Below are 25,108 nucleotides of genomic sequence, written 5' to 3'. Positions count from 1 at the left end.
TGGAATCCTGGAGTAGTGTCACGGACGTCGTTATTCACATATATCTGAATTCTCTAAAGATATATTGAGAGATAGCGCGTACGGGGAGGTATGAGCGAGTTCGATCCAGCTCCGAAGCCTGATGAGACGGAGCGACGGTGGCAGGCAGGGACAGACACGTTCGGTCGTATATACGACGTCGTTCTCGGAATTACCGACCCGACTGCGTATACCGACATCGCAGAGCGTGCGGACTGCTCGCCCAACGCCGCGAAGAAGCACCTCGATCGCTTAGCAGATATGGTCATCGTCCGAGCTGAGAGAGACAGCCGTCCGGCGACGTACGAACGGAACGAGGGATATCTCGAATGGCAGGACGCCAGTCGCATCGCAGAGGAACTCTCGATCGAAGCGATCATCCACCGCGTGGAATCGCTCGAAGCGCAGCGGGCAGCGTACGAAACGAAGTTCGAGACGACCGACCCGACGGCAGTCAACGTGTTCGACCACGAGAGTCACGAAACCATTCACGAGCGGATGACAGCAGTCAGTGAGTGGCAGGGCGTGATTCGAGACATCAGGCTGTACGAACTCGCTCGACAACTTTCCCAGAACGACGGGCATCTGATTCCAGCCTAGATGAGCCAACCACCAGAGGATACGCCACCATACTCCACAAACCCACCGGATCGACAGACGTTACGCCTCTTGGAGCGACACCTTTCAGCAGACTCACTCGTCGCCGGGACTGAGTTTGACCCGGATTCGCACGAACCACGACTACTCTCTGTACTGCTCGACGGTGGCCGATACCCGGACTCGGTGACAATAGCCCGGCTCGACATTCGATGGTTCACGACTGGCGATTTTTCGCTCCACTACGTCGAAGAACACGAGTCTGGTGAACACTGGGAATGCCGTTGGGATCGGCATCCGAATCCACACAGTACCCGAGTTCACTTCCATGCGCCACCGTCGGGTACCGAAATCACGGACCTCGGACTTCAATCACTCCACCCGCTCGAGGTATACTCCACCGTCCTCACGGCAATCGAACAACGAATCGAGACGCTGTGGGGCTAGCAATCAGCGAAAGCCGTCCAACCACTCACGGCAGATGTGCGATATCATCGCTATCAGCACACGACCGCCGTGAAACTCAGTCTGCTAATTTACTCGTATATATATCTACTATACGGAGAGGCAGTCCCATCGGCTGCAAGTATACTATTTGCCGCCGATTTCTCGTAAGTGAGCGCGTACACCCTGCTTACGTATATTCAGTATATAAACAACTATACTACTGGAGAGAGTAGGACACTGTAAACACAGGAATGCCTACCGAAGAGCTTCCCGAGAATGCACCGGGAGAATACGTCCCGTATCATCCAAATCCATACTACTCACCCGAAACTCTCCCGATAGAGCCGAAACTCGACCTCTCCACAGAGACGCAGGATTTGGTAGCCGATGCTGCGTACCAAATCGGTCGTGTTGACGGTATCAGCTCAACGGTTGATTTCTCTGCAGTTCTATACACCTCTCTCATTCGCCTCGAGGCTGTCGAATCAGCACGTATCGAGGGTGCAGACGTTGCGTATCAAGACATTGAGGCCTACCACACGAAACACCCTGGAGACGGAACTGATTCGAAGGTCGAGAAAGACCTGAAAGAGGCACTTAATTACGAGACTGCGCTCACATACGGCCTCAGCAAAATAGAGAGCGGTGCACCGATAACGCTCTCACTACTCAAAGAACTCCATTCAATGCTGCTCGAGGATGTCCGAAATGAGGGAGACGTCGTTGGGGAGTTCCGCGAACATATGGTTCATCTCACGAGCCCACAGCCAGGAGAGCGTCCGTTCGTCCCACCGAGTCCGGAAGGACTCAGTGGACTCATGCAGTCACTCGAGTCGTACGTTCAGATGGGCGGACAGTATCACCCGCTCGTCGATGCCGCAGTTATCCACTATTTCTTCGAGACAGTGCACCCCTTTTCTGATGGGAACGGTCGGCTCGGTCGCCTACTCATTATTCTGTATTTAACGAGCAAAGGCTACCTCGAAAGTCCATACATCTACCCGAGTGCGTACTTCAATCGTCACAAGGTCGAGTACGTCGAGCGGATGCGTGCGGTGAGTGACGGCGGTGCGTGGGAGGAGTGGTTCAGGTTCTTCCTCGAAGGACTTCGAAGTCAAGCTGAGCGGTCGTACGACCGAACGCATCGACTCCGTGTCCTCCAAGCGCGCTACGAGAAAGAGTACTCTGGCAGTACGAGTACGGATAGATTCGCTCGGCAGTTACTTCAGTACCCGTATTTCACGGCGCCAGATCTCGTGGAGTATCTCGGTGTCTCACGCCGGACCGCCTACAAAGTCGTTGAGGATCTCGAATCGGATGGCCTCATCGAGGAAGTGACTGGCAAAAAACGTGGGAAAGAATACAAAGCAGTCGACGTATTCGATATTCTGGAGTAGTCAAGTATCTACCCTAGAGACGTTGTATCAAATCGATAGAGTTCAGGGTGAATCGCCTCGGAGGCGACTTGTTGCTTGACTCTTCGTTGCTCACAGTATACACACGAGAAGGGCTAAGTGATCTGGCTCACAATGTACACATGATGAGTAGTGACAAAAAGCGCGTCCAGTTCCGAGCCCCTCACCGACTCATTGACCGGACAGACGCCCTCGCAGAGGTACTCGGCGAAGATCGGACGAATATTCTCGTGACTGCGCTCCGGGAATACCTGCAAGAGGCCACGCACGACGACGCGCTGACACAGGAGATCGCGGCCGCCTACTACGACGAGGAGATTACCTTCGAGCAGCTCAAAGCGCTCGTCGGTGCCGAGGAGGCGGCGAATCTCCGGGTGTTGAAACAGCAGTTAGACGAGGACTTCATCGATGAGGTCGCCGACGCATAGATGCCGACGCTAGTCGCCGATGCCTCCGCCCTCGTCAGTCTCGGGAGTACTAGCGAGGACGGTCCCGACCCACTCGTGCTCTGTTTCGCCCACTACGACGTCGTCGTCCCAGAGGCGGTCATCGAGGAACTCCAGGAGATCGCTTCGTATGATGACGCGCACGGTCGTGCTGCGACGACCGTCCTCGATCGGACCGACGCGATCGAGACAGAGTCCGTGGCGCTTGATGCCGACTTTCCACTCGATGATGGTGAGAACGCCGCCGTCACACTTTCAAACGAACTCGATGCCGCGTTCCTGCTCTGTGATGAGTTCAACCAGCTTGGATTGATTCACGCATCGCTCGCTGATACGCGACTCGTCACGACACCGACGCTACTCTCGGTACTCGTTCGAACTGACCACCTATCAGCAGCCGATGCACGACAGCTCCTCGATACGATCAGCGACGGCCGTAGTTGGAACAGTAATTCCTACGTGCAACGGGCACGCTCGTTACTTGAGGAGTCCTGAGAGCGAGCCTGCAGACTTCATTTTCTGCAGGCAGACACTGCTCTGTCAACTACCAATGTCCAGTTTCTCATCGGACACGGGACGTGAGCGGCACTACCTGAAAGAAGGGCGAACTGAGTATGCGAAGCGATTGGAAAAGAGATCGCACGGTAGAAGTCGTCTCTGCAAAAGTGACGACGTAAAGTGAGTAAACGGGATCAACCAGTCACCCACGCTAGCCCGGCATTCCGTTCTGCGAGATAACTTTGGTCTACCTCGACAGCCTGCGGGAACTCCACCTGGTTCCCAGCACGGTCGACGATGGTTTCCTGTAAGAACGGATGGCCGGGATCGAACTGCGGGTTCACCTGGAGGCGCTGATCGGAAGCGATGGTGAATAGGTCGGCGTCGAACGCCCGGTGGTGCAGCGCGTTCACCACGAGGACGTTCGCAGGGTCCTCGACCAGTTCGGGATGCTCACTCCGGGGAAGGACGTGCGCGACGTCCAGTACTGCAGATTCTCCGATTCCCGTGACTGCACAGCGGTGGTCGTACCGGGAGAGCGTGTCCTCGCGGAATTGACCGCTGATGACCGTCTCATCACGCTCTCCTCGCCGGCGATAGCCCGTCGTATCGTCGACCCTGTCTCCGAGCGGCCAGCGGGAGACGACACCCTCCTCGACCCATTCGGACCACTCATCAGGTGCATCCGTCTCCGTCTGGCGCTGAGCGCGTTGGTGAAGCCACGAGACGGGAACACGGTCGGTATTCAGGATGGTGAAGCGAAACCGGTAGTTGGGGATTTTCCGGTCGTTCTCGTCGCGGTACGTCGAGACCTCGAAGCCATGCGGAACACAGAGGCCACAGAATTCGACGACACCCGGTTTGGGCTTGCGGAAGACGAGCGTTGGCGGGACCTGATCACGGTTTCCGCGCGCGGCCTGCTCGAATGCGTGGCGAATCCGCTGGTTGAGCGGTGACTCGTCGTAGGGTGTGCCCGCTTTGGCGTCACCCCAGTAGTCGATCTCGCCCGTCGAGACAGCCAGTGAGTCTTCCCACGGATCATCGTGTTGAGACACGCCGGCGTCGTTCGAGATGAGAACGAGTGCGGCTGTCTCGTCTGAGTCCTCGTACGAGAGCGGGCGAATCCCGCCGGTGTTCTTGATTCCAGTACTGAGCGGTCCGCGAATCCACCGCAGAAACTGATCGTCGGCGTCACGCCACGACCCGGTATCCCGATACCGACGCGTGACGTGGAAGGCGGCGTCCATACATCTGTCACCGAGGCGGCCCCCTTCGATCTATCGCTCAGCAGAGATTATCTGGAGAACAGGACGTGCATTCGATCGACTCGTGACCCCGATCGGTGAGTGTGAAGCTCCCTGGACCGACTCGACGAGACCGAGACTCCGTAGGCCGACGGTCCGCGATCGCTCGACGGGACGGTGAAGGTGACTCGTGTGCGTCCGAGTCGAAGTAGCGAAGGGGTGAACATCCGTTAGGTACACAGCAAGCACTCCTCAGCAGACGGCGGTCGATGGTACGTGACTCGAACGTGCGATTTTGTTCACACCGATCGAAGAATTCGACTTGGATATCTATGTCAACAACACCTGAGGAGAACAAGCGTCTCGTTCGTCGAATTCGAGAGGAAGTCGAAGACCAGGGGGACCTAGACGCGATCGACGAGATATTCGCCGAGAACGTGGTGACACACACCCCGATGGGAGAGCTCCACGGGCCTGAGGCGATCAGAGAGCTGTACGAAAGCGAGAGCAAGGGCTTCGCAAATTCCACCGAGACGATACACAGCGTCATCGCAGAGGGAGACACCGTCGCGATGCGACTGACAGAGTCCGGGGTCCACGACAGCGAGTTCATGGGGATCGAGCCGACTGGCAGACAGTTCGAGGTGCAGACGATGGCCTTCTTCCGAATAGCTGATGGCAAAATTGCGGAGTGGTGGATGCAACCGGATACGTTCGGCTTCATGCAACAACTCGGCGTGACGGCTGCAGATCTCGAAGCGGCCGTGCCTGCCAACGATGACTGAACGGAGTTCACAGCTGCATCCATGACAACAGATCAGACAGACACAGTAGAAGCACGTCGACAGTTCCCACAGCGCTGGGCTGAGGAGGTCCATGGAAATCACAATCTCTCGTTCATCAACGAGTACCACGCCCCGGACTGGGTCGGTCACTTCGACGGGAAGGAGTTGACGAATGCCGAGTACAAAGAGATGCAACGCGAGTTGATCAGTGGCTTTCCGGACGCCGAATTCACGATCGGGCCAGTCATCGTCGAGGGAGAGGCGGTCGCGGGTCACTGGGTGATGACCGGCACTCACACGGGGGAGTTCGTCGGTCTCAAGCCGACCGACAGAACGGTGCGTGTGACCGGCACGTTCCTCACTCGATACGATGAGACCGGACGAGCAGTCGAAACCTGGGAGAACATCGATCAGTTCGGGATGCTCCAACAACTGGGCATCGCACCGGAGGACTTCACGCTTGGAGGATTAGCCCGGACGCTCGTCAACCTCGTGAAAAGTGGGCGGTGAAACGTCTCGCCTCGGTTACCTTCCCTTTTCGCGGACGTGGGAAGTCCAGTAGATGGACTGGGACAGTTGGTGGTGAAACTCTTGGAGAATGCCGAGTATCTCGTGAGTTCTACCGCGTGTGACGGTGAAGACGACGTCCACACACCAGTCACCGAGACGGTCCTCTTTGAACTGTCGCTCAGAAGAGAGATCCGGTATCGAAGCTCTGTTGAAATACTCATAGCTTGACAACATGGTGTGCTGGATATAGCGCGCAGGTCGGTCAGAGGCTTCGTGCAGCAAAGAGTTTCAATCGTCGTCGGCAGTGTACGCTCCACCACGACGCTTGATTCGAGCGACAACCATCCGCTGTTCGGATTGACGGAAAGTCACGGCTAACCGGAACTCACCGATACGTACCTTTTTGTGCGAACTATTTTGGAGTGGTTCACCATAGTCCGGTGGATCTCGTCACGGCGAGTCGACAATCTCGTCGAGCTTGTTCAATATCCGCTCTTGGTCAGGCGGAGAACGGGCAGAAAGGTCCTCTTGTGCCGTCGATGTGAGTTCTCACGTCCAGTCCCCTCACTCATCGCCGTCTGTTCCGAACTGCTCGCGGGCTTCGTCAGCGCTCATCGTCCGTCCCTTACGGATGTCCTCCTCTGCTTGGAGGAGAGCAATGAGTTCATCCCGGTCGAACGTCGGGAACTCAGTCGCGTCTCGGAGAGTGTAGCGGATGAATTCGCTTCGGCTGTTGAACCCACGTCTCTGCCACGTGCTGTCTATTTCGTTGAGAAACGCCTGTGTGACTTTAAAATTCACCGTGACAATTTCGTCATCACTGTTCGAGCCCGTGGTTGCTTCAGACATACGCTAGTGTTACTGGCGTCTTACTGAATCAATTTCGGCTGGTTGCTACCTGCTGCACTCACCCTCTGTATTCAGCACGGCTGTGAAAAACTGTTGTCAAATTGTCGATTGGATCGAACCTTCTACGAATTGTCGGTCACGAGCGACGCGGAGGGCGGCAGCGGCGAACGGGGCGGGCCGTAGAGAACCACCGTTCAACCACTCTTGACGCTCAGTAACCCAGCCGCCATCCTAGCGGACTCAGAAAGGGCGAGGCCGTCTCGGTCGTCCCCCGGCCCCGCAAGCACCGCAGGCACGAGGAGCACAGCGGCGTCCTCGTGAGCGAAGCGAACGAGGGCCAGCGAGACGTAGTCTCGCGCGGTCGCGGGATGCCGAGCGGCCGAGGGCTTTCATCTGTTGTGCCTACGTCCTCGACTGGATCCGCTCTGCGTTGCAAAATACCGAAGTGATTTATATATTGATTCGCTAGTATGCAACAGTATGCTCACAGAAGGTGAGGTTCGCGCCCTTACAGCCCTCCACGGTGAGCAGACGGTCTCTGACCTTGCAACGAATCTCAATCGGAGTCTCAGCTACACCTCAGAACTCGTTGAGCGGCTCGAAACGGCTGGTCTCGTCGAGACACGTCGACAGGGGAAAACAAAACGGATTCGACTGTCGGACGCGAAGGCACTCGAGTTACTCACGAACCTCACACAGCAGTATTCACACATCGATTGGCCGGAGCTGTTGTCAGGGGCAGCCCTCCGTGTGTGCTACTACCTCGATACCCCACGGACCGCGACTGAACTCGCACGTCGCGCTGACGTCCACCGAAGCACCGTCCACCGTACGCTAGCCCCGCTTCAGCATCGCGGAATCGTCTACCAAACTGACGACGGGGCGTACGCACTGAACGACGGCTTCGAACAGCTGAGCGTATTCGCTCGTGAGCTTGCCCATCACGTCCACCGTCAGACTGTCGAAGCACAGACCGACACCTACACGATTCTGTGGGAGTCTCTGGGCGAGTTCCTTGTGCAGACGACGATAGAAATCGCTGACGAACACTTCATTCCGACAGGCCCAGACCAGTTCCAGCGATACGGTCTCCCGCTGTTGGCACGTGACCGTCGGTACTACCTCTATTCAGAGGCGACGAGCGAACTCTCGCCGGAGATGTTGTGCTGCCACATGCTCGTGGTCGATTCGGGCGCACGAACGCAGTCATACTGTCTGCTCCTGCTCAGTCACGTCGACATCGACCGCGACGAACTCCGAGTCCAAGCCACCAAGTACGGCGTCGACGACGTCGTCGACAACCTCTACACGTATCTCGACACCAGCGGTGCCCAGCGGACGGCTCGACTTCCCGAGTGGGAGGACTTCCTGGAACTCGCTGAGGAGTACGAGGTGGCGCCATGAGGGCGCGATTTGATAGCGCATACATTCGCTCAGAACTCGAGCACATCGGCCAGCAGCTGGACAACCCACTCACCGTCTTCTTGATTGGCGGTGGGTCGATGGCGTTTCGCGGACTCAAAGAGACGACCAAAGACATCGACCTCATCGTTTCTTCCGGCGACGATCTGAGTCAGCTACAGGCGGTGCTCCTTGAACTAGGATACGCTATCGTCCAGGAACCAGACGAAGAGTACGAAGAACTCGGTGCCCAGCGCATCCTCGAGAACGATGACGGGTGTCGTATCGACGTTTTCAACCAGCAGGTGGTCGGCAAACTGATTCTGTCTCCAGGCATCCGTGAGCGGAGCGAACGCTATCTCGGCCCTGGGAATCTCGGGATCGAGCTCGTGAGTCCAGAAGACATTTTCCTGTTCAAAGCGGTTGCCGGTCGGGTGGACGACATCGAGGATATGTTCTCGTTGATGCAGACCGGCCTCGAGTTCGACGTCGTCGAAGCGGAACTCGAGATGCAGGTCGAACTCTTAGAGCAAGAGCTGTTCGTGACGTACGTCAACGAAGCGTTGACTGCCCTCACCGAACAACACAATGTGACGACACCGTTGCACGACCCCGTGGCGGAGATCACTGAGCGCGTCTACGAGGAGCTCGAAGTGCTACACGCGCTTGACGAACCGAAATCGATGGCTGACCTGCAACAGGAACTCGACCGGCGTGTAGTGGCCGTACAGGAGATTGTGCGACGTCTGGAAGAGAAAGACGCCGTCGCGGTAATCGATGGACGCGTCAAACGTCGCTCGACGACGATCTGAACGTGAGAGGATACAGTGGGTCGTTACAGCAAGTGCGTGACACATTCTGAGTAAGCAGTAGATGAAGAGTTAGTCACGCCAAGAGCTAACTCGGTTGTACGTGGAACTGCCGTTCGTCAGAATGGTGGAGTAAGCCCGACAATCTCGGCGAACAACAGGATACCAACGAGTACGCTGGCCCCGCCAGCAACGAGGCGGAGCTTGCGTGACTGCCCAATCGCCTGTCCCCACGTCCACGCAGCAACCCCCATTGCGAGAATGCTCGCCAGCGAGAATCCGAGTAGGAAGGCCGTCCCCCCGACTGTCGTCTGTGAGGCGGCTGCAAGCGCGATGACGACGCCACCGCTTCCGGCCAATCCATGGATGATACCGACAGCTAGCGATTCTTCATCTTCATGAGAGTGCAGGAGGCCGATGCGTCTACCGGCCACGTCCAGATGCCTGTGATTCCGTCCGCCAGAGGTGTCTTGCTCGTCATGAACGTGTCGTAGGAGCGCGAGGCCGAGTGCCTCACGACCAGCGAGTGTTCGAACACCAAGCCCGACGAGAACGACCACAACGAGCAGTTCGAACGCTGTTGCGATGTTGGTCGGTATCTGGACGTCCAGCGCGAGGAACAGTCCCCCAAGCAGGAGGATCGGCAGCGAGTGGCCAGTCCCCCACGCTGCGCCGGTGATTCCCGGACGCTCCTCGTCCTCGACGAGGGTCGAAACAGCGGCGACGTGATCGGGTTCGAGTGCGTGTCGTGCCCCAAAGAGGGAACCGGCGACGAGCCCAGTACCGAGGCCGCCGACGACCAACGGGAGTCCGTTCATGTGTGTCTAATCTTCGAACGGGTGGAAGTAGATTCCGAGTCTCTCGGGTGACTGACTTACGCCGTATATTCAGTAGGATTGCTGAATCCACTCACCGAGTGGGGAGTTCAACAAGGCTGTTGTGACGAAACCTGACTTGGGAGGGGACGGTCGGTTGTGACACGCCTCGCGACGTTGCATCTCACTGGTTCGTTTTCCAGAAGCCGAGAGCAATGCCGCTCGACATCCCCAGCAGCATCCCGGTACCGGCCCCGAGAGCAGGCATGTCTAGTGTGAATCCTACGACCAATCCGAGTGCCGCACCGAGGAACATTCCGGCTCCCATGAATACTGGGTCTAATTGGTTCTTGTCCTCCGTTTCAGCCGAGTCGTCGTCCAGAGTGGTATTGGACATACACAGAGAACGACTGGGCGACCAGAAAAGTGCTCTCAGAACGACAATTCTGTTAGCGGGTTTTCAGAAGCTGGCTTCCCAAAATGTGGCGCCCATGCGCGACAGTTCGTTTCGGGATGAAAACACTGCAGGTCCGGGCCGAGGCGGAATTACTCGTCGGATCGGGTCGAACTGACCACGCGGTGATCGCTATCGAACGTAGCGTCGATTGTCTCGCCGTCCACAGCGAATGTGATTTCGACCCGAAGCGGGTCGGTTTGGACGACAGTCACCGACTCGTCAGCTGCGACCGTTACGTCGTGCCACTCTCGAACGAGCGGTGGCTCGAGGCCACCATCGATCAGGAACCGCCGTACTTCGTCCGTTGTCAGGGCAATAGAAGAGAGATCCGAGTAGTAGTAATTATTGCACATTCTACATTTGAGGCTGCTGATTACGCCACTGGCAGATAGCGCTTCGAGCCGTTCGTTCAGATCGTCGACAAGCTTGGCCTCCACATGGCCGTCACAGGCTGGGCAGATGCCCTGTCTCGCGAGTCGTAGCTCACAGTAGAATGTTCGAAAGGCGGCCTGGAGAGCCTCCTCGTCGGTTCGGTCCGTGAACCCACGTGGGGAGATTGGAATCACTGCGTATCCCGTAGCGCAGTCTTTACAGGTGAATGCCAGGGCGTTGTCGTCTCGATACGTTGCCCATACCGTACCGCCACACGACGGGCAGTCGTCGACGTCGATATCCTCCCGTACCCCTCGTTCTGTTACCGTCCCGGAGACGATCAGCCGGTAGAGCCTCATTCCGGGATTTGGAAGCCAGTAGCCGTCCTCGGACTTGCCAACGAACGTCCCGATCAGCTTGTCGAGGTGGTAATTGAACTGTCCGCTGTCAGTCACCCCGACCGCCTCCATCAGTTCTGAGAAACGTAGCTTCTGTTGTTGGTGGTTGCGCTCGTCCCAAGCCTTCCCCAGCTCGACTATTATCTTCATCCGAGTTTGTTCGCCGAGAATCGAGATGGCGTCCTCCATCGAAATCGATTCGAAGTCACCGATATCATCGAGTATCTGGGGGCGCTCTTCATCGGCCATTGCACGTCTCAAGGGGTGTACAGAACAAAAACACCCTGCACAATGTATCGACGAGCCCACCTGTCCTATTCCGCGCTCTTCACGAGTGCCAACCACCGGAGGTGACTGATTCGCGCTCTGTATTCAGCACGGCCTCAGCAAACGTTCAGTCGCTGAGGATTTCAACAGAGGCAGGAGAGAGTATCGGCGTCAGCTGGTAACCCACGCGACCGACGCGTTGTGCTCTGCCAGTCGATCCTCGTCGACACGCCCACGGAGGTCTGCGAGTCGGTCGCCGTCACGATCGACGAGTGTTCGCTGGAGGAGGTCACTCTGTGTCTCGAATGCTGGATCGACCTGAACCCGGTACTCGGAGTCGATGGTGAACAGGTTCCGGTCGAACGCGGCGTGGTGGGTCTTACGGAAAATTCGAGGCAAAAGCCCCGCCCTTCAGGGCGGGGATGAAGCCGACCAACAGTATCCAACCGCCGACGATGGCATAGACGGGTTCCAACGCAATCTTTAACGCGTCTGGCCGTGATAGTATACATAGATGGTAAAGAGTACCCGTCACGCGAAATACGAACTCTACTACCACATAGTGTTCGTTCCGAAATGTCGGCGTTCGAACCTGACGGGGAAGACGAAGGAACGTCTCAAAACCATCTTCACGGAAATCTGTGAGGACAAAGGCCTCCAACTGGCCGAGTCCGAGGTCATGCCCGACCACGTACACCTGTTCATCGGGAGTCCACCGAAGAACGCCCCGTCCCTCATCGTCAACTGGCTCAAGGGCATCTCGGCGCGGAAGTACAACAACCGCTACGACGACCGCGTGAAGTGGACTCGTTCATACTACGTCGGTACGGCGGGTAGTGCCTCGAAAGGCGCTGTCGAACGCTACATCGCTGAACAGGAGGATGACGACGCATGAAGCGCGTCAACACCTTCGAGGTCGCGCCACAGACTGAGAACGACAAGGAGTGCCTCCTACGGCTACTCGACGCCTCCGCCTCTCTGTGGAACGAACTAACCTACGAACGTCGTCAGAACTACTTCGGTGACGGCGACTTATGGGACACCTCCGAATACCGTGGACAGTACAACGGTGTCGTCGGAAGCGCGACTGTCCAACAGGTCACGCGCAAGAACAGCGAAGCGTGGCGGTCGTTCTTCGCCCTCAAGGAGAAAGGCGAGTACGCAAACCCACCGTCGTACTGGGGCAACGAGGACGACGGACGCGAACTCCGTACCTACATCCGATGCAACCAGTACACGATTGAGTGGGGCAAGCGTAGCCGTCTCGAAATCCCTGTCGGGCAAGAACTGAAAGACGAATACGGACTCGGCTACCACGAACGACTCCGCCTCGAAGTCCGAGGCAACCCGAAGTGGGACGGCAAACAGGGTCGTCTGGAACTTGAGTACGACGAGGTGAGCGACACGTTCAGGGCTTTTCAACCAGTCACCGTCCCTGATTCTCGACTGGATTCACCACTGGCTTCTCACGAAGCCGCCCTCGACGTTGGCGCGAACAACCTCGTCGCCTGTTCCACGACCACTGGAAACCAGTACCTCTACCACGGACGGGAGTTGTTCGGACGGTTCCGCGAGACGACCGACGAGATCGCCCGCCTACAGTCAAAACTCCGAGAGGGGCGTTACTCCTCGAATCGGATTCGACGGCTGTACCGACAGCGGACGAAGTGTCGTGACCACGCACAGAACGCGCTGGTGCGCGACCTCGTTGAACGACTATACGACGAGGGCGTGGCGACGGTGTACGTGGGCGACCTGACCGACGTGCTGGAAACGCACTGGTCGGTCAGGGTGAACGAGAAGACGCACAACTTCTGGGCGTTCAAAAAGTTCATCCACCGCCTCGCGTGCGTCTGTGAGGAGTACGGCATCAGCCTCGAAGCCGAGTCGGAAGCATGGACGAGTCAAACATGCCCCGAGTGTGGCGAGCACGAGGAGACGGTTCGCCACGAGGATACGCTGACCTGTCCGTGTGGGTTCAAGGGCCACGCCGACCTCACGGCGTCAGAGACGTTCCTTCGGGAAAACAGCGATTGCGAAATCAGGCCGATGGCACGGCCCGTGCGATTCGAGTGGGACGACCACGATTGGTCGGGGAAACCACACCCTCATGAAAGTCCCAAAGAAGTGCGCACGAACCCGCAAGTTGCTTCCGTGACTCGGTAGCCGAACCCCCAACGGAGGAATCCTCGCGTTTTAGCGCGGGGAGGATGTCAAGGCTGGTACGTCTCGATATCCAAGTCGCTCACTGCATCGAAATCGGTGTCTGCGACGACGAGCGGGACACCGAGATTCCGGGCAGTGCCTGCGATGTAGATGTCGCTCTTGTTGATCATCTCACCGCTGGAGCGGAGTTCGGCGTAGATGTCGGCTGCCTCGGCTGCGGCGTCGTTGGTGAAGGGAACTGGTTCGACCCACTCGTACTTCGACAGGGCCGCCTCCCGCGTCATATCTTGGGTGATCAGCAATCCACGGTAGAGTTCCGAGAGGACGATCGTCGACGCGCCGATCTGCGCGTCGTCGTGAGCGGCCAGATACGAAATTGCCGCCTCGTCGCCACGGGCGTAGTCGATGAGAAACGACGCGTCGACGAGTTTCACGACTCCTCCTGCAATCGCTCGTCGATTTCCTCACCGAGATCGACGAGGGAATCGTCAGTATCGTCGAGACCCTGAGCGACCGCCGTCTCGAGAGCGGCAGCTTCGTCGTCAGTGAGGAATCCCACGTTGGCCCGCCAGTCCGAGTCGAATTCGTGGAGCAGGCGATCGAGTGTCTCACTGAAGCTCTCATCACCTCGTTTGTGCGCTTTGAGACGCTCGTAGACGTCCTCTTTGATCCCGATGTTCTTGGATGCCATCTTGGTTTGTGTATGGGTTTGTGTACACATCAACTTTACTCAGACGTTCACGCTATCTGTCATCGCAGGTGTCGGGGGAGCTATCTTCGTCGCGAGTGGGGTAAACGCCGGCCTGTACGCGGTGTTGATACCGTTCCACCTGCTACGTGGCCGACGAGAGAATTCAGTCACACGTGATGGAGTCGTCCAGAGGGTCGAGGCTGCCCCGAACTCACACGTCATCACGAAGGGGTGTGGAAACACGTTCACCCCAAACTTCAGGGAGCTTGTCGAGAAACCTCCGAGATTATGCCATCGAAAGACCTCAGAATCGTCATCGTCGGCGGCGGTCACGTCGGGTACCATACCGCAGAACGGCTCTCCAACCGGGGCCACGATATCGTGATCATCGAGAAAGACGAGGACCGGGTAGAGTTTCTCTCAGACCAGTACATCGCGACGATCATCCACGGCGACGGCGGTCGGCCGAGTGTCCTTCGACAAGCGGACGTGGCCGGGAGCGACGTGTGTGCCGCGCTCACCGACTACGGCGCGATGACGAACCTCGGCATCTGTATGACGGCCCAACGAATCGCTCCCGACGTTCGAACGGTCGCACGGATCGACCACGGCGACGACGAGGAGTACGAGGAGATGGTCGACGCCGTCGTGTTCCCCGAAGAACTGGCAGCACACTCGGCTGCGAACGAGGTGATCTCGGTAAGTGACGGTGGGGTACGAACGATCGAGGAGGTGAACTCTGAGTTGGAACTCGTCGAAATCGAGATCTCCAGGGACGCGCCCGTCGCTGGCAAGTCGCTCGAGACAGTGAACCTTCCACATGGCGCACTCGTCGTCGCCGACAGGGAGGGCGGGGAGTTCCCCGGTCCGGAGACGGTGTTCGAACCGGGGGCACAGTACGTGCTGGCCGTCAGGTCGTCTGTGACTGACGAGGTAGTCCGGCTACTTCGGGGGTGATGGACGTCGTTCTTGTGTCGACGAATAGTCTCACCAGTGGGCGCGACGACGGGCGTACTTACTGACACCAGTCGATCCAGCGGCCGTGTTGTTCATACCGGCCAAGTCGAACTGTGTCGCCATCGGGAAACCGTGTGACTTCGAGACCGAACGTGCCCGGATCCTCGGTCTCACCATCGCCAGACAGCCACCACACTGGGCGGGTTTCACCAATGGTCGTGAGCGCTCGGTGGAGGGTGGTTCGCTGCTCTTGTGATAACTGGTAGAGGAGCGCCGTGTGATACACTACGAGTGGGCCATCTCTAGGCAGTGAATCTGCGTGTTTCACGAGTGTCTCGACAGCGTCGTCACCGACGACCTGCGGCGGATTCCCATGACTGTGTTCGATTGCGGTATCGAGGACGTCGAGTCGCTCGGTATGCTCCGGCCAGACTAACGCTCGCAACCACGCGGCGTCAGTTGCGTCAGTCGGGTCGAGCGGATTGAGATCGACACCGAGACGCGCGTTCACAGCTGGTGGAGTCTGTTGAAGCGGCGGCGATCCGGCTCGGACAGAGCTGTGAACGGTCACGGTTGCATCACTCGCTCCGAACCGTTTGGAGTCGTATTCGTAGGCATAGCGGTCCCAGTTCAGATTCAGCCCTGCACTTGCGCCAAGTTCGAGAAGTGCGAGCGACCCGGGTGTTTGTTGGTCGATATAGCAGAACGCCGGGTAGAGGCCCGCACAGCGGCCGACGGCGTTCGTCTGCGTCCGACGGTGTCGCAACAACGGGATCAAGTCGTCTGTGTGGGCCACACAGAAGTCGTGGAAATGGGGATACGCCTCGGTTGGATCTTCCGGGGACTCGGTGAGGCTTGGATAGAACCGTGCGAGGGGATGGTCGGCACCGTTTAGCAGTAAATAATGGACTGCGCTCAACGTGACGTGAGGCGCCCATCTATCTGCCGGCACTTCCTCTGCGAGATCAAGTAGAGTCGGGTCCTCTGCAATACCACGACAAAGGGTCTCGTATAGTGGGGAGCTATCACTGGCCCAGTCTGCCAGCGTCCGAAAGGCAACGGGGAGGTCCATATCCACGTTTACTCACGCATGTCGGATAACTGTAATTCACTCCTCTCGAGTACTCACGAGAGCATCGTCTCTGCATCCGAGAGTGTTCAGTCGCGGATTTTCACACAGAACAGAGCCGCCCTTGCTCTCGCTCGAAGTCGATAAATCGCTGCTCAGGCAGACTGATCTGACGCCCGGTACGCCTCGTCGGTCCGTCGACAGGCACGTTCGACCGTCTTCTCGCCATACGTCGAGCCATCGGCGTAGTGGACCTCGTCCCACTTCGTGCGGAGCAAGCCGGACCGACGAAACAGGTCGTCGACACGCTGTGGGTCACGGCCAGTCCAGAAGGCGAGCAGGCAACACAGCGCCATGTCCGCCTCCGAGTTACTCCCGTATCCCCCGGTGTCTCCACGCCAGAGCCGAGCGAATTTCTCGCCGTTCTCGGCAGCGTGGGCCTTCTCGAGGAGCGTCTCGTCGTCGAGTGCTGTGGCCTCTTGTAGATCGACGTTCAGTCCGACACGGCCCGTTGCGATCTCGGAGTTGGCGAACGTTTCGTGAGTCGTCGACTCGTCTGCGAGGTAGCGCTCGTGGACGCGCCGAAGCGGCCCAGAGCGTGCGTTGACCTCTGTGGGCGTTCCAGCGAGTCGCTCACCAGTCATCGTGAAGTAGCGTGCCTCGTCGTACGCTTCGACGCCTCCCTTCCGTCGCGGTCCCTCTGGAAGTGATCCCCGAACGAGGACGTGCAGGCCACTCCCCGAAGGAGAGACCTCCGTGTAAGAGTGCAGTCTGGTGACGATCTCCACTGCGTCGTCCGAGAGGCCGTCCTCGTCTCTGCAGTCGTCGAGATCAACACCGACGAAGGGGTCGTCGCTGGTGAACACGAAGCCGATGCCGTCGACGTCCGGAGCGGTCGCACGCTGGAGTGCCGAATCGAAGCTCCCCCACGTCGCTGGATCGGCCGTGGAGGCATACCCACCGGAGACGCTCGTCGGGTCGAGGGGGACTTTCGTCGCCTTCCCGCTTCGCTCCTGTGTCGTCCAGCAGACCCACTGATCGTACTGTCTGAGTGAGACGGGGAGTGCGTTCGGCCGCATTGGCGCTCTGTCACCGGTAGCGTGCTTGAGCCTGTCGCCTGTGGTCATCAGTTCGACATCAGATCGTCCGGTCTGTGGTCTCCAGGATCGTCGAGTCGTCGTTCGTGAACGAGGACGCCGCGGTCGTCGGGACCTGCGACGACGCGGAAGCCGAGTGGGCGAAGGAAGTCGGTGAGCCACGAGCCGTGATCGGTTACGACCAGTGTTCGGCAGTCCTCGTCAGCGAGGAGTGCGAGGATGATCGCGACCTGTATTCTACCCCGGTGTGTCCGGAGTTGTACGGGCACCCAGAGGTGGCGAACACACAACGTCCGCCCGGCGAGTCGTTCGGCAGCGAGTTCGATCTGGTCTCCGTCTGTCTGTGGTGTGCGGGCCATCAGTACTCCTCGAAAGTCGGGGTCAGTCGACCGGCACGCACGAGTGAGTGAGCCCGTCCCTTGTCGTCGAACTCGGAGAGGTCGATCAGGCAGTACTCTGCGTCGCCCGACCAGCCACAATCGTCGTCGGGACAGGTGGCGTGTGCAAGTGCGCCGTTCTGTTCGTCGAGGTGTGGTCGGTCGATCTCGAGGAGAGTTCCACAGTCCGGGCAGTCAGCAGGGAGGCTGGCGTAGAAAGGGCCGACCCACCCGGAGGCACGGGGCACGGTTCTGCCAGCGTCCTGGAGTGCCTCGCGAAGTTCTGACGTGAGGCCGTCAACGTACTGTTCGGGTGTCTCTCCTGCGGGCAAGTCGGCGATGTCGAGTTGGATCGTCAGTCGGTGCTGGTTCGGTGGTGTCTTTTCTGTCATTCGATCACACGACGCGAATGCGCCGCACCCGTAAGGCGCAATAAAAAAGCACTACGTCACACGGAGGTGACCCCGAGGAGGGTCACTGAGTCATCGCCACCGGACGGTGTGTTTGAGCGCCTCTCCGAATCGTTGACGGGTAGATCGGCTGTGAAGGCGTCAGTGTGACCGCACGATCACACAGAGAGGCATTCGCTCGGTGCTCTACCGTCCGGTAGGTGTCTGGCCCGAAGCTGGCTCTTCGGCAAGCGATTATGTGTTTTGCTGTCGTAGCACCACTATTGGCGTTCGATCGACCACCTATGACCAGGTCTCCATCCGCCGGCGACACGACCGCCGTCCCGCCGTCCCCGGACGGAATCCCGATACTCGGCAACGGACTGGCATTCGCCCGGAATCCCATCGATGCGATCAAGAGGTGGTCGTCACTCGGCGATATCGTTCGACTCGAGATTCCAGGGCAGACGATGTATCTCGTCACGGGCCCCGAGTTGATCGAGCAGATCCTCGTCGCTGAGCACGAGCGGTTCACGATCAGTCCGGCACAGCGCGAGACGTTCCGCGGCATCGAGGATCACGCGGTGACCACCACGACTGGCGACCGCTGGGAACGACTGCGCAGTACGTTGCGCCCGGCGTTCTCCCGCGGTGCGATGGATCGCTACGCCGACCGGATTGTGGACACGGCAGCGACGTACATCGAGCAGTGGGACGACGGCGAGCGCATCGATCTCTACAGAGAGATGCGACTCCTGACAGTCCGCATACTCGCCGACACGCTGCTCGATGTCGATATCCGCGGTCAGGAGGATGTCGTCATGAACGCTGCGGATGCCCTCGTCGACCGGGCGAACTTCCGCAGGCCTGGGCAATTGCTCCCGGACTGGATCCCGACGCCGACCGACCGGCGATTCGAGCGGGCCGTGAGCGACCTCGACGCGTACGTCGACGACCTCATCGCTGATCGGAAAGACAGAGAACGCGGTGATGATCTCTGTTCGGTCCTGCTCGACGCACGCGATGCGGGTGATCTCAGTTCCGAGGAAGTCCGTCACAACGTGGTGGCGATGTTGCTCGCGGGACACGATTCCCCGTCAGTTGCACTCACCCACGTCTGGCGGCTGCTTGACGAGCATCCCGACGTACAGAACGCACTCCAGGAGGAATATGTCGCCGTCGTCGATGGTGATCGACCGACCGGCGAGTCGTATATTACGCTCGAACAGACCCAGAACGCCGTCTCAGAGACACTCCGGCTGTATCCGCCCACACTCGGCATCACGCGGCAAGCAACGGAGCCGGTGACGCTCGACGGCTACGACCTCTCTGCGGGGGCACAGTTCTTGTGTCCACAGTGGCCGGTCCACCGTGATGATCGATTCTGGTCAGAGCCGACGGCGTTCGATCCGACCCGGTGGGAGGATCCAGCCGTCCGTCCGGAGTACGCCTACTTCCCGTTCAGTGGGGGCCCACGGAACTGCATCGGGATCCACTTCGCCCGGCAGGAACTGACACTCGTGGTGGCGACGATCCTCGGCGAGGTCGAGTTGGACGTCACGGTCGATGAACCTCTCAAATTCACGCCGTCACTCCAACTCCGCCCCGAATCGGACATCACTGCGACTGTCCACCGGCAGTAGCTGATTCGGTGTTCGCTCGTCGACTTCATCTGGACGACATGCGAGGAACGACGCGACGATTCCGTCTGTCATAGAGAGGACTGTATAGCCTCGTCGTCGGGAGGTGCCTAAGAGCTCAGCCGTCGAGTCGTTCCTCGACAGGGCTGGCTTGCTGGTCCGACGCACGCGTCCCGAGTGTGGTGAGTTCGCGATCGATGTCGTCAGTAGAGAGTTCCCACGAGCCCTCGAGATTTGTAATCACGTCGCGGGTGAACGCCCGGTAGTGATCGAGTGCAAGTCGTTCATCACGAGTGTAATCGAGGAGGATCGCCAGGGCGAGCTGTGAGGGGCCCGAACCGGCGTACCCCCACTCGAACGCTCGCGAGTGAGTCTGGAGGGTACGACTCCGTGCTGGGGAGAGTCGCGTGCGGTCGGGGAGTCGTTCGACGATTGCGTGACGCTGTGCGTACCGGCCGCGGTAGCCAGTCAGTGGTGGTCGGTGAGTCGGGTTCTCGTCGTACATGGTCGTGCGGGATACCCCGCACCCGTGAGGGGTTCGATAAACAGCGGTCGTGGAGTATGTCGCCAGTCCTGAGGGTGTGTCAACCCTCCGAGCGTCCTTTTCAGCGTTCGATAGAGCCAGAGCGGTGGCTGTTGACACGGTGAGTTACCTCCTCGATATAGCCGAATAGACACTGAGTACCCCGTTGCTCGAGAGAATCCCGGAGAACCTCAACTATCGTCCCGATGGAGACCTACGAGTTCCAACGTGGCCGAATGACTCTCCCGCAGGTTAGGTAGTGCGGCGTAGTCCGCCGTTGTGAGCCATCACCGAAAGTTCTCGAGCGTCTCCGAGTAGGCATCTTCGAGTTCTGCGACCAGTTGTGGGTTCTCGATGACGTGTTCGTTGAATGCAGTATTGAGCGCGCTGAGGTACGCCTCGAAGTAATCGTCGTACTCAGCAACCGGGATATCGTAGGTTGCTTCGATGACGTTGTGCATGTTACCCGTCAGGTAAGCTGCCTCGGGGAGTTCGTCACCAATACTGTCAGTGCGTGCCTCGAAGTTTGCCACGAATTCGTCTCTGAAGTTCGTATCTCCACTCGTCGTATGTCGATTCGGCGGCGTGTTTCGGAAGTAGAACTTCAACTCACGATCACCGACGGCCAGATCACGGTTATGTTCTAACCGATGGAGAAAGCCCACACGCAGAGTGTTGTTATTTGTCTCTGTTCTCCCGAGTGGTTCGAGAGTCTCCGCGTCACGCCACCAGTCGTGCTTGAACAGGAAGGCCCAGTCGTCAGTGCCGTCTCGGAATATCCACTCATTACGGATAGAATCCGAGCAGGTTTCTGCCAACAGATCTCCCCACTCGTTGGTGAACTCTTCCCACCTGCCCTCGAAGGTTGACTGGACGTCGCTAATCGCGTCGTAGTGGTCGATATACAGTTCTATCTTCTCCTGTCTGTTTGCGGATTCCTCGCTCATGCCTGTGAGGTCCTCAATATCGTCTGTGAATTCGTGAAGCTGGTTGACTGTCCGTTGGGGCAACCGTGGAGAATGATCTGCTAAAACCGGGGCGATGATTTCGCTGGTGACCGTACTCCATGCCATGCTCTCGAAGCCATCTGCGGTTGCCTGCGCCGTGTCGTTCGGATGAAGATAGAGGTAATACTCCCCCGATTCGTAGTTGTCCTTGTCGACGCCGTCGACGTGTGTCGCCGCCTGGTAGAACTCTGTCTGTGGCCTCCTATCACCAGTCAGATTGTTCTCTCCAGCGTAGAACTTGACCTCGACCATGAGGAACCATTCCGCAGGGAGCGAGACGACGAGGTCTACGTATCCTGTTCGGTCGGATTCTCTTGTTCCTCCGAGTTTGGCTGCCCCGTTTACTTTGACTTCCGTCTCGACCGTTACATCGGACAGGTCGGTTCGATCTTCTTGGAATGCAGACTCCTCGGGAAACAGCTCGATGAACTGCCGAAGGAGGATGTCGTCAAGCCCGTGGGACTCACTAGGATCGAGAAAATAGCGTAGCAAGCGGGTTGCATACACCTCAGCCTTCTCTTGGGTTCCCAGCGAGTGTTCGATCACGTCCAGCAGTGTTCGTGGCGTCTCCGGGACCGTTTCCAGCGTTGAATATCGCTGGGCGAACCGTTCGAATTCCTGCCGTATGTCTCGGTTTCTCGACACCGTTCTCTGAGACTCAGAGTGGAGCTACATAATATTTTTTCGGGCCGTCTGAGTTACCACAGAGACGGCTGACAAATTCTCCTACTCGAACAGGCTTCTGAACGCCGCAGCCTCTCCACTGAGCGTCTGCTGATCTGCCTCCACGTCTGCGAACAGCGGGAACTGTTCGGCCTCGCGTTGTCGGCGCACCGCTGGCCGGTCGTCGCGACCGAAGGTGTCTGCTTCGGTTCGATCGAGGCATGACGTTCGCTCTCGATGATCGACTGCAGCCCCGAAGTCCACGAGTGAGGTCTCGACGGGGTTATCTGAAACCACCAGTTCACCTGTCTGTCCGAACCTCGCCTGCCGCTGAATCACGATCTCGTCCGAGCGCGTTGCGGCGTCAGCGTCTTCCGAGGGCTCACTCATCGACAGCCTCCAGTTCGTGCCGCGCTTGTTCGAGTCGCACCCGTCGCAGGTGTTTACACCCGCCCTCCGGGTGGTGTTTCCGCCAGTCTGGACACGTGCACGCCTCGGCACCGAGGTGCACGAAGTAGTTGTTTCCACTCTCTGAGTACACTTCGTGAGCGAATCGGCCGCAAACACGGATGCTCATCCGTTCGGTCAGTGCTCGGTCGGTGCGTGGGTCGGTCGGATTAAGTCCGGTGGCCCGGACTGCATCTATCGGTCGTCGTTGGTGTGGTGTCGTCGTCGACATGATTTCACGGGGGTTCCCCCGCACCCCTGAGGGGAAGAAAAACAGCGGTCGTCGGAACCACGGAGGGCTGGAGAGGCGCTTCGATCTCTCCAGTAGGCCTGCGTTACATGTTAGAACAACTGGTGGCCGTCACCAGAAGCCGTGTTCCCGGTATCGTCGAACCCGTATTGACGGACTCTCCGGAGGGTCCTCGTCACTCCAGTCGTAGTGACGCCGTCGATGGTCACGCCACTGTTTCGTGTCGTAGAATACCTGCCCACAGCCACACTCGATCGGCTCGTCCAGTGGTGGCAACCAGACGAACTCACTCGATCCCATCGAGCGCCTCCGGGTTGACCGTCTCTCCAGTCTGGTCGTCTTCCAGTTCTCGGAAGTACGGGTCACGCCCCCAGCGCGTGAGACAGGTGACGCAGTAGAAGCCGCCGTCTCGCGGCTCCCAGTTCGCGTGGCCGTGCGGACAGCGGTAGCGGTGTCGCTCGATTCTCGTTGGAGTCCTCGTCGCCATCGTACTATCAAATAGGATGACCTGCTAAAAGCCGTGAGCCAGACCCTGAGCGAAACTGAAACTAGTTCTTGCAGGCGGTCCTGACCCGACGTTTGTGAGACGATCGAGTACTGGACAGTCTACCTTGAACGCCCTTCTCCTCGAGGACGTGCCGGGAATACGTGTTTGTACTCGTTATATACCTAATGCAGTAACCACGTCGTCGACTGTAAAGAGCCGAAGACGTTCCCGCTCCGAAGCTGCTTCCACGACGGACTGTTTGAATCCACTCCGTGAGAACAGGGCGTACGTTTCGACTCGACTGCCCCCGTCATCAGGTGTCCAACGCAGTTCCTCGACGTGCCGCTCTAGCTTAGAGAGTGCGTCATACCCCAGTGGCGCCTGCTGGAATTTACACTCACCAACGATCAGGGTGTCTCCCGCAGTGAGTCCCACGACATCGACCTCGTGTTCACCGTACCACCATTGCCCAGTCTGTGTGATGGTGTACTCCGGATACAGTGACCGGAGTGCCGAACAGCAGAGTTCCTCGAACGAGTGGCTCACGAAGTCAGCCAACTCTGGTTGGATCAGCACATCGTACCCATCTGCTCCGAGTTCGTCGTACTGTTCGCCGGTCCCGTAGACGAAGTGGAACCAGAAGCGGAAGAACGGGTCCCGAATCCGATACCTGCTGCGTTTGCTCCGTTCTTTCTGCTCGGTAACCGGGACGTGCTGATCGACGAGCCTGAGTCGGGAGAGTCGATTCAGGTACTTCGAGAGCTGATTGTAGTCGATGCCCGTCGTCCCTGCGATCTCGTTCCGGCTGGTGCTTCCGCTGGCGATGGCCTCTATGATAGAGAAATACCGTGTCGGTTCTGTCAGTTCCATCCGGAGCACGTAATCCGGTTCGTTGTGGAGAGTCCCGTGGCGGGAGAGTATCGTCTGCTGGATGTTCTCTCCAAGCGTCGCCTCCGGTGAGACTTCTTCGAGGTAGTACGGAACGCCGCCAAAGACGCCCCACGTGAGGACTTGCTCGTCGGGCGTGTATGCGCCGTCGAAGAACTCCATTGCGGCCTCGAAGGGGAGTTGTCTGATGTCGAGTTTGAGCGAGGATCGGCCGTACAGGGGACTGTTACCGAGGAGCGCCGCTTCTTCCATCATGCTGATCGACGACCCCACAAGCACGAACGTCGCAGCCGACTCCTCAAGCTCGTGGTCGAACATCGCCTGTAACACGGAGGGAAGACTCCCATCCTGTTCGACGAGGTACGGGAACTCGTCGAGAACGATGATCGCGTCCTGCTCAGCGAGATATCCGAGAATCTCTTCCCAGTCTTCCCGTATCCGAGTCACGCCCGGATACGAGTCTGCGGCCGCGTCGACGAACTGCTGGAGTTGGAGAGCACTCGTTTTTTGCTTCGCCTGATAAACGACCGCGTCATCGTACTGATTGAGGGACTGCTTGACGAGGGCTGTCTTACCGAGCCGTCGTCGACCGTATATCACCGCGAGTTCGGCATCGTCTGATACATGATGCGAGCGCATACCCGTGTCTTTAGGCGCGGGTCAAGCGGACAATAGCGTACATCTCCACCGATGATGGCACGGCTAGATTTCCCACCGTGTACAATAGTCTTAACACACCGTAGAGACATAGTGTGTAGCACGAATGAAGACCACACGGCACGCAACGTACAACCTCAACTACCACATAGTGTGGATACCGAAGTACCGCCAATCGGTACTCGTCAGTGACGTTGCAACCCGTGTACGAGACATCCTCCACGAAATAGCCGACGAGAAAGGGTTGGAGATTATCAATCTCACCGTTCAACCCGACCACATCCACCTGTTCGTCAGTAGTCCACCGAAGCACGCTCCGTCGCTTCTCGCCAACTGGTTCAAAGGCATCAGTTCGCGGAAGTACAATCACCGCTACGCCGACCACGACGGCGAGAAAATTAAGTGGGCACGCGGCTACTACGCAGGCACAGCAGGCCACGTTTCGAGCGAGACTGTTGAGAAGTACATCCAG

General features: G+C 58.3%; 32 protein-coding genes and 1 pseudogene. 15 read left to right on the top strand and 18 right to left on the bottom strand.

Annotation, left to right across the window (positions count from 1 at the left end):
- Positions 1-90: 90 nt before the first annotated feature.
- From LI337_RS08770 to LI337_RS08755, 5 genes are all read left to right on the top strand, one after another.
- Positions 91-618: a helix-turn-helix domain-containing protein gene (locus tag LI337_RS08770; RefSeq protein WP_227229471.1), complete on the top strand. Its 528-nt coding sequence runs from the start codon at positions 91-93 to the stop codon at positions 616-618.
- Positions 619-1,062 (top strand): toxin-antitoxin system TumE family protein, encoded by a 444-nt coding sequence (locus tag LI337_RS20085; protein ID WP_303645248.1) that lies wholly within the window; start codon positions 619-621, stop codon positions 1,060-1,062.
- A 251-nt stretch (positions 1,063-1,313) separates the two neighbouring features.
- A complete protein-coding gene (locus LI337_RS08765) occupies positions 1,314-2,459 on the top strand; it encodes a Fic family protein (protein ID WP_227229470.1) in 1,146 nt (381 codons plus the stop codon).
- A 143-nt stretch (positions 2,460-2,602) separates the two neighbouring features.
- On the top strand, positions 2,603-2,905 hold the full coding sequence (locus LI337_RS08760) for a hypothetical protein (protein WP_227229469.1): 303 nt from the start codon (positions 2,603-2,605) through the stop codon (positions 2,903-2,905).
- Complete coding sequence (locus tag LI337_RS08755; RefSeq protein ID WP_227229468.1) at positions 2,906-3,418, top strand: PIN domain-containing protein; 513 nt, start codon at positions 2,906-2,908, stop codon at positions 3,416-3,418. It abuts the gene before it with no gap.
- A gap of 197 nt (positions 3,419-3,615) precedes the next feature.
- Here LI337_RS08755 and LI337_RS08750 read toward each other — a convergent pair whose 3' ends face one another.
- Positions 3,616-4,668, bottom strand: coding sequence for an HNH endonuclease (locus LI337_RS08750; RefSeq protein WP_227229467.1), 1,053 nt, complete (start codon positions 4,666-4,668; stop codon positions 3,616-3,618).
- 329 nt (positions 4,669-4,997) lie between these two features.
- On the opposite strand from LI337_RS08750, the gene LI337_RS08745 reads away from it, so the two are divergent.
- The 3 genes from LI337_RS08745 to LI337_RS08735 all read left to right on the top strand — a co-directional run bounded on the left by LI337_RS08745 (position 4,998) and on the right by LI337_RS08735 (position 6,188).
- Positions 4,998-5,450 (top strand): ester cyclase, encoded by a 453-nt coding sequence (locus LI337_RS08745; RefSeq protein WP_227229466.1) that lies wholly within the window; start codon positions 4,998-5,000, stop codon positions 5,448-5,450.
- Between the two features lie 21 nt (positions 5,451-5,471).
- Complete coding sequence (locus LI337_RS08740; protein WP_227229465.1) at positions 5,472-5,960, top strand: ester cyclase; 489 nt, start codon at positions 5,472-5,474, stop codon at positions 5,958-5,960.
- A gap of 72 nt (positions 5,961-6,032) precedes the next feature.
- The gene (locus LI337_RS08735) at positions 6,033-6,188 is read left to right on the top strand and encodes a hypothetical protein (protein ID WP_227229464.1); all 156 of its coding nucleotides are present in this window, start codon (positions 6,033-6,035) and stop codon (positions 6,186-6,188) included.
- A 60-nt stretch (positions 6,189-6,248) separates the two neighbouring features.
- On the opposite strand, the pseudogene LI337_RS20160 reads toward LI337_RS08735, so the two are convergent.
- Positions 6,249-6,509: pseudogene (locus LI337_RS20160) on the bottom strand (type II toxin-antitoxin system RelE family toxin); the annotation flags it as partial.
- Between the two features lie 15 nt (positions 6,510-6,524).
- Entirely contained in the window at positions 6,525-6,809 is a 285-nt protein-coding gene (locus tag LI337_RS08730) for a ribbon-helix-helix domain-containing protein (RefSeq protein ID WP_227229463.1), read from the bottom strand.
- Between the two features lie 480 nt (positions 6,810-7,289).
- On the opposite strand from LI337_RS08730, the gene LI337_RS08725 reads away from it, so the two are divergent.
- Complete coding sequence (locus tag LI337_RS08725) at positions 7,290-8,213, top strand: winged helix-turn-helix domain-containing protein (protein WP_227229462.1); 924 nt, start codon at positions 7,290-7,292, stop codon at positions 8,211-8,213.
- On the top strand, positions 8,210-9,022 hold the full coding sequence (locus LI337_RS08720) for a DUF6036 family nucleotidyltransferase (RefSeq protein ID WP_227229461.1): 813 nt from the start codon (positions 8,210-8,212) through the stop codon (positions 9,020-9,022). Before LI337_RS08725 ends, LI337_RS08720 begins: the two co-directional genes overlap by 4 nt.
- Before the next feature lie 116 nt (positions 9,023-9,138).
- Here the strand turns inward: LI337_RS08720 and LI337_RS08715 are convergent, their stop codons facing one another.
- The 4 genes from LI337_RS08715 to LI337_RS08700 all read right to left on the bottom strand — a co-directional run bounded on the left by LI337_RS08715 (position 9,139) and on the right by LI337_RS08700 (position 11,727).
- A complete protein-coding gene (locus LI337_RS08715) occupies positions 9,139-9,837 on the bottom strand; it encodes a hypothetical protein (RefSeq protein WP_227229460.1) in 699 nt (232 codons plus the stop codon).
- Between the two features lie 181 nt (positions 9,838-10,018).
- Entirely contained in the window at positions 10,019-10,231 is a 213-nt protein-coding gene (locus LI337_RS08710; protein WP_227229459.1) for a hypothetical protein, read from the bottom strand.
- Between the two features lie 149 nt (positions 10,232-10,380).
- Positions 10,381-11,310, bottom strand: a complete 930-nt coding sequence (locus LI337_RS08705; RefSeq protein WP_227229458.1) for a DUF7351 domain-containing protein — start codon at positions 11,308-11,310, stop codon at positions 10,381-10,383.
- A gap of 189 nt (positions 11,311-11,499) precedes the next feature.
- Entirely contained in the window at positions 11,500-11,727 is a 228-nt protein-coding gene (locus LI337_RS08700) for a hypothetical protein (RefSeq protein WP_227229457.1), read from the bottom strand.
- A 115-nt stretch (positions 11,728-11,842) separates the two neighbouring features.
- Between LI337_RS08700 and tnpA (LI337_RS08695) the strand changes: the two genes are divergently transcribed.
- A complete protein-coding gene (tnpA, locus tag LI337_RS08695) occupies positions 11,843-12,223 on the top strand; it encodes an IS200/IS605 family transposase (RefSeq protein ID WP_227229456.1) in 381 nt (126 codons plus the stop codon).
- Positions 12,220-13,494: an RNA-guided endonuclease InsQ/TnpB family protein gene (locus LI337_RS08690; RefSeq protein ID WP_227229455.1), complete on the top strand. Its 1,275-nt coding sequence runs from the start codon at positions 12,220-12,222 to the stop codon at positions 13,492-13,494. The genes tnpA (LI337_RS08695) and LI337_RS08690 overlap by 4 nt, the downstream gene beginning before the upstream one ends.
- Before the next feature lie 47 nt (positions 13,495-13,541).
- Here LI337_RS08690 and LI337_RS08685 read toward each other — a convergent pair whose 3' ends face one another.
- Together LI337_RS08685 and LI337_RS08680 are read right to left on the bottom strand one after the other, a co-directional pair.
- The gene (locus LI337_RS08685) at positions 13,542-13,928 is read right to left on the bottom strand and encodes a PIN domain-containing protein (RefSeq protein ID WP_227229454.1); all 387 of its coding nucleotides are present in this window, start codon (positions 13,926-13,928) and stop codon (positions 13,542-13,544) included.
- Entirely contained in the window at positions 13,925-14,185 is a 261-nt protein-coding gene (locus LI337_RS08680; RefSeq protein ID WP_227229453.1) for an antitoxin VapB family protein, read from the bottom strand. Before LI337_RS08680 ends, LI337_RS08685 begins: the two co-directional genes overlap by 4 nt.
- Positions 14,186-14,473: 288 nt before the next feature.
- Between LI337_RS08680 and LI337_RS08675 the strand changes: the two genes are divergently transcribed.
- Positions 14,474-15,142 (top strand): potassium channel family protein, encoded by a 669-nt coding sequence (locus LI337_RS08675; protein WP_264475014.1) that lies wholly within the window; start codon positions 14,474-14,476, stop codon positions 15,140-15,142.
- 58 nt (positions 15,143-15,200) lie between these two features.
- Here the strand turns inward: LI337_RS08675 and LI337_RS08670 are convergent, their stop codons facing one another.
- From LI337_RS08670 to LI337_RS08655, 4 genes are all read right to left on the bottom strand, one after another.
- Positions 15,201-16,214, bottom strand: coding sequence for a DUF2332 domain-containing protein (locus LI337_RS08670; protein WP_227229451.1), 1,014 nt, complete (start codon positions 16,212-16,214; stop codon positions 15,201-15,203).
- Positions 16,215-16,366: 152 nt separating this feature from the next.
- Positions 16,367-17,290 (bottom strand): phage NrS-1 polymerase family protein, encoded by a 924-nt coding sequence (locus LI337_RS08665; protein ID WP_227229450.1) that lies wholly within the window; start codon positions 17,288-17,290, stop codon positions 16,367-16,369.
- Positions 17,291-17,337: 47 nt separating this feature from the next.
- The gene (locus LI337_RS08660) at positions 17,338-17,667 is read right to left on the bottom strand and encodes a hypothetical protein (protein ID WP_227229449.1); all 330 of its coding nucleotides are present in this window, start codon (positions 17,665-17,667) and stop codon (positions 17,338-17,340) included.
- On the bottom strand, positions 17,667-18,077 hold the full coding sequence (locus tag LI337_RS08655; protein ID WP_227229448.1) for a hypothetical protein: 411 nt from the start codon (positions 18,075-18,077) through the stop codon (positions 17,667-17,669). The genes LI337_RS08660 and LI337_RS08655 overlap by 1 nt, the downstream gene beginning before the upstream one ends.
- 281 nt (positions 18,078-18,358) lie before the next feature.
- Between LI337_RS08655 and LI337_RS08650 the strand changes: the two genes are divergently transcribed.
- The gene (locus tag LI337_RS08650) at positions 18,359-19,717 is read left to right on the top strand and encodes a cytochrome P450 (protein ID WP_227229447.1); all 1,359 of its coding nucleotides are present in this window, start codon (positions 18,359-18,361) and stop codon (positions 19,715-19,717) included.
- A gap of 115 nt (positions 19,718-19,832) precedes the next feature.
- Here LI337_RS08650 and LI337_RS08645 read toward each other — a convergent pair whose 3' ends face one another.
- The 5 genes from LI337_RS08645 to LI337_RS08625 form a co-directional block, all read right to left on the bottom strand.
- The gene (locus tag LI337_RS08645; protein WP_227229446.1) at positions 19,833-20,219 is read right to left on the bottom strand and encodes a DUF6166 domain-containing protein; all 387 of its coding nucleotides are present in this window, start codon (positions 20,217-20,219) and stop codon (positions 19,833-19,835) included.
- Between the two features lie 305 nt (positions 20,220-20,524).
- The gene (locus tag LI337_RS08640; RefSeq protein ID WP_227229445.1) at positions 20,525-21,889 is read right to left on the bottom strand and encodes a PD-(D/E)XK nuclease family protein; all 1,365 of its coding nucleotides are present in this window, start codon (positions 21,887-21,889) and stop codon (positions 20,525-20,527) included.
- A gap of 81 nt (positions 21,890-21,970) precedes the next feature.
- A complete protein-coding gene (locus LI337_RS08635) occupies positions 21,971-22,297 on the bottom strand; it encodes a hypothetical protein (protein ID WP_227229444.1) in 327 nt (108 codons plus the stop codon).
- Positions 22,298-22,890: 593 nt separating this feature from the next.
- On the bottom strand, positions 22,891-23,091 hold the full coding sequence (locus tag LI337_RS08630; RefSeq protein WP_227229443.1) for a hypothetical protein: 201 nt from the start codon (positions 23,089-23,091) through the stop codon (positions 22,891-22,893).
- A gap of 174 nt (positions 23,092-23,265) precedes the next feature.
- A complete protein-coding gene (locus tag LI337_RS08625) occupies positions 23,266-24,618 on the bottom strand; it encodes an ATP-binding protein (protein WP_227229442.1) in 1,353 nt (450 codons plus the stop codon).
- Between the two features lie 124 nt (positions 24,619-24,742).
- Between LI337_RS08625 and tnpA (LI337_RS08620) the strand changes: the two genes are divergently transcribed.
- The coding region (gene tnpA, locus LI337_RS08620) for an IS200/IS605 family transposase (protein WP_227229441.1) at positions 24,743-25,108 on the top strand (366 nt) is incomplete at its 3' end.

It is taken from the genome of Salinirubrum litoreum, assembly GCF_020567425.1.
Classification (GTDB): Archaea; Halobacteriota; Halobacteria; order Halobacteriales; family Haloferacaceae; genus Salinirubrum; species Salinirubrum litoreum.
Note: the sequence above shows the minus strand (reverse complement) of the source record. Positions and strands in the feature narration are given on the sequence as shown.

Coding starts and splice junctions, on each gene's coding strand:
- LI337_RS08770 (WP_227229471.1), top strand. CDS start 91: ATGAGCGAGTTCGATCCAGCTCCGAAGCCTGATGAGACGGAGCGACGG.
- LI337_RS20085 (WP_303645248.1), top strand. CDS start 619: ATGAGCCAACCACCAGAGGATACGCCACCATACTCCACAAACCCACCG.
- LI337_RS08765 (WP_227229470.1), top strand. CDS start 1,314: ATGCCTACCGAAGAGCTTCCCGAGAATGCACCGGGAGAATACGTCCCG.
- LI337_RS08760 (WP_227229469.1), top strand. CDS start 2,603: ATGAGTAGTGACAAAAAGCGCGTCCAGTTCCGAGCCCCTCACCGACTC.
- LI337_RS08755 (WP_227229468.1), top strand. CDS start 2,906: ATGCCGACGCTAGTCGCCGATGCCTCCGCCCTCGTCAGTCTCGGGAGT.
- LI337_RS08750 (WP_227229467.1), bottom strand. CDS start 4,668: ATGGACGCCGCCTTCCACGTCACGCGTCGGTATCGGGATACCGGGTCG.
- LI337_RS08745 (WP_227229466.1), top strand. CDS start 4,998: ATGTCAACAACACCTGAGGAGAACAAGCGTCTCGTTCGTCGAATTCGA.
- LI337_RS08740 (WP_227229465.1), top strand. CDS start 5,472: ATGACAACAGATCAGACAGACACAGTAGAAGCACGTCGACAGTTCCCA.
- LI337_RS08730 (WP_227229463.1), bottom strand. CDS start 6,809: ATGTCTGAAGCAACCACGGGCTCGAACAGTGATGACGAAATTGTCACG.
- LI337_RS08725 (WP_227229462.1), top strand. CDS start 7,290: ATGCTCACAGAAGGTGAGGTTCGCGCCCTTACAGCCCTCCACGGTGAG.
- LI337_RS08720 (WP_227229461.1), top strand. CDS start 8,210: ATGAGGGCGCGATTTGATAGCGCATACATTCGCTCAGAACTCGAGCAC.
- LI337_RS08715 (WP_227229460.1), bottom strand. CDS start 9,837: ATGAACGGACTCCCGTTGGTCGTCGGCGGCCTCGGTACTGGGCTCGTC.
- LI337_RS08710 (WP_227229459.1), bottom strand. CDS start 10,231: ATGTCCAATACCACTCTGGACGACGACTCGGCTGAAACGGAGGACAAG.
- LI337_RS08705 (WP_227229458.1), bottom strand. CDS start 11,310: ATGGCCGATGAAGAGCGCCCCCAGATACTCGATGATATCGGTGACTTC.
- tnpA (WP_227229456.1), top strand. CDS start 11,843: ATGGTAAAGAGTACCCGTCACGCGAAATACGAACTCTACTACCACATA.
- LI337_RS08690 (WP_227229455.1), top strand. CDS start 12,220: ATGAAGCGCGTCAACACCTTCGAGGTCGCGCCACAGACTGAGAACGAC.
- LI337_RS08680 (WP_227229453.1), bottom strand. CDS start 14,185: ATGGCATCCAAGAACATCGGGATCAAAGAGGACGTCTACGAGCGTCTC.
- LI337_RS08675 (WP_264475014.1), top strand. CDS start 14,474: ATGCCATCGAAAGACCTCAGAATCGTCATCGTCGGCGGCGGTCACGTC.
- LI337_RS08670 (WP_227229451.1), bottom strand. CDS start 16,214: ATGGACCTCCCCGTTGCCTTTCGGACGCTGGCAGACTGGGCCAGTGAT.
- LI337_RS08665 (WP_227229450.1), bottom strand. CDS start 17,290: ATGCGGCCGAACGCACTCCCCGTCTCACTCAGACAGTACGATCAGTGG.
- LI337_RS08660 (WP_227229449.1), bottom strand. CDS start 17,667: ATGGCCCGCACACCACAGACAGACGGAGACCAGATCGAACTCGCTGCC.
- LI337_RS08655 (WP_227229448.1), bottom strand. CDS start 18,077: ATGACAGAAAAGACACCACCGAACCAGCACCGACTGACGATCCAACTC.
- LI337_RS08645 (WP_227229446.1), bottom strand. CDS start 20,219: ATGTACGACGAGAACCCGACTCACCGACCACCACTGACTGGCTACCGC.
- LI337_RS08635 (WP_227229444.1), bottom strand. CDS start 22,297: ATGAGTGAGCCCTCGGAAGACGCTGACGCCGCAACGCGCTCGGACGAG.
- LI337_RS08630 (WP_227229443.1), bottom strand. CDS start 23,091: ATGGCGACGAGGACTCCAACGAGAATCGAGCGACACCGCTACCGCTGT.
- LI337_RS08625 (WP_227229442.1), bottom strand. CDS start 24,618: ATGCGCTCGCATCATGTATCAGACGATGCCGAACTCGCGGTGATATAC.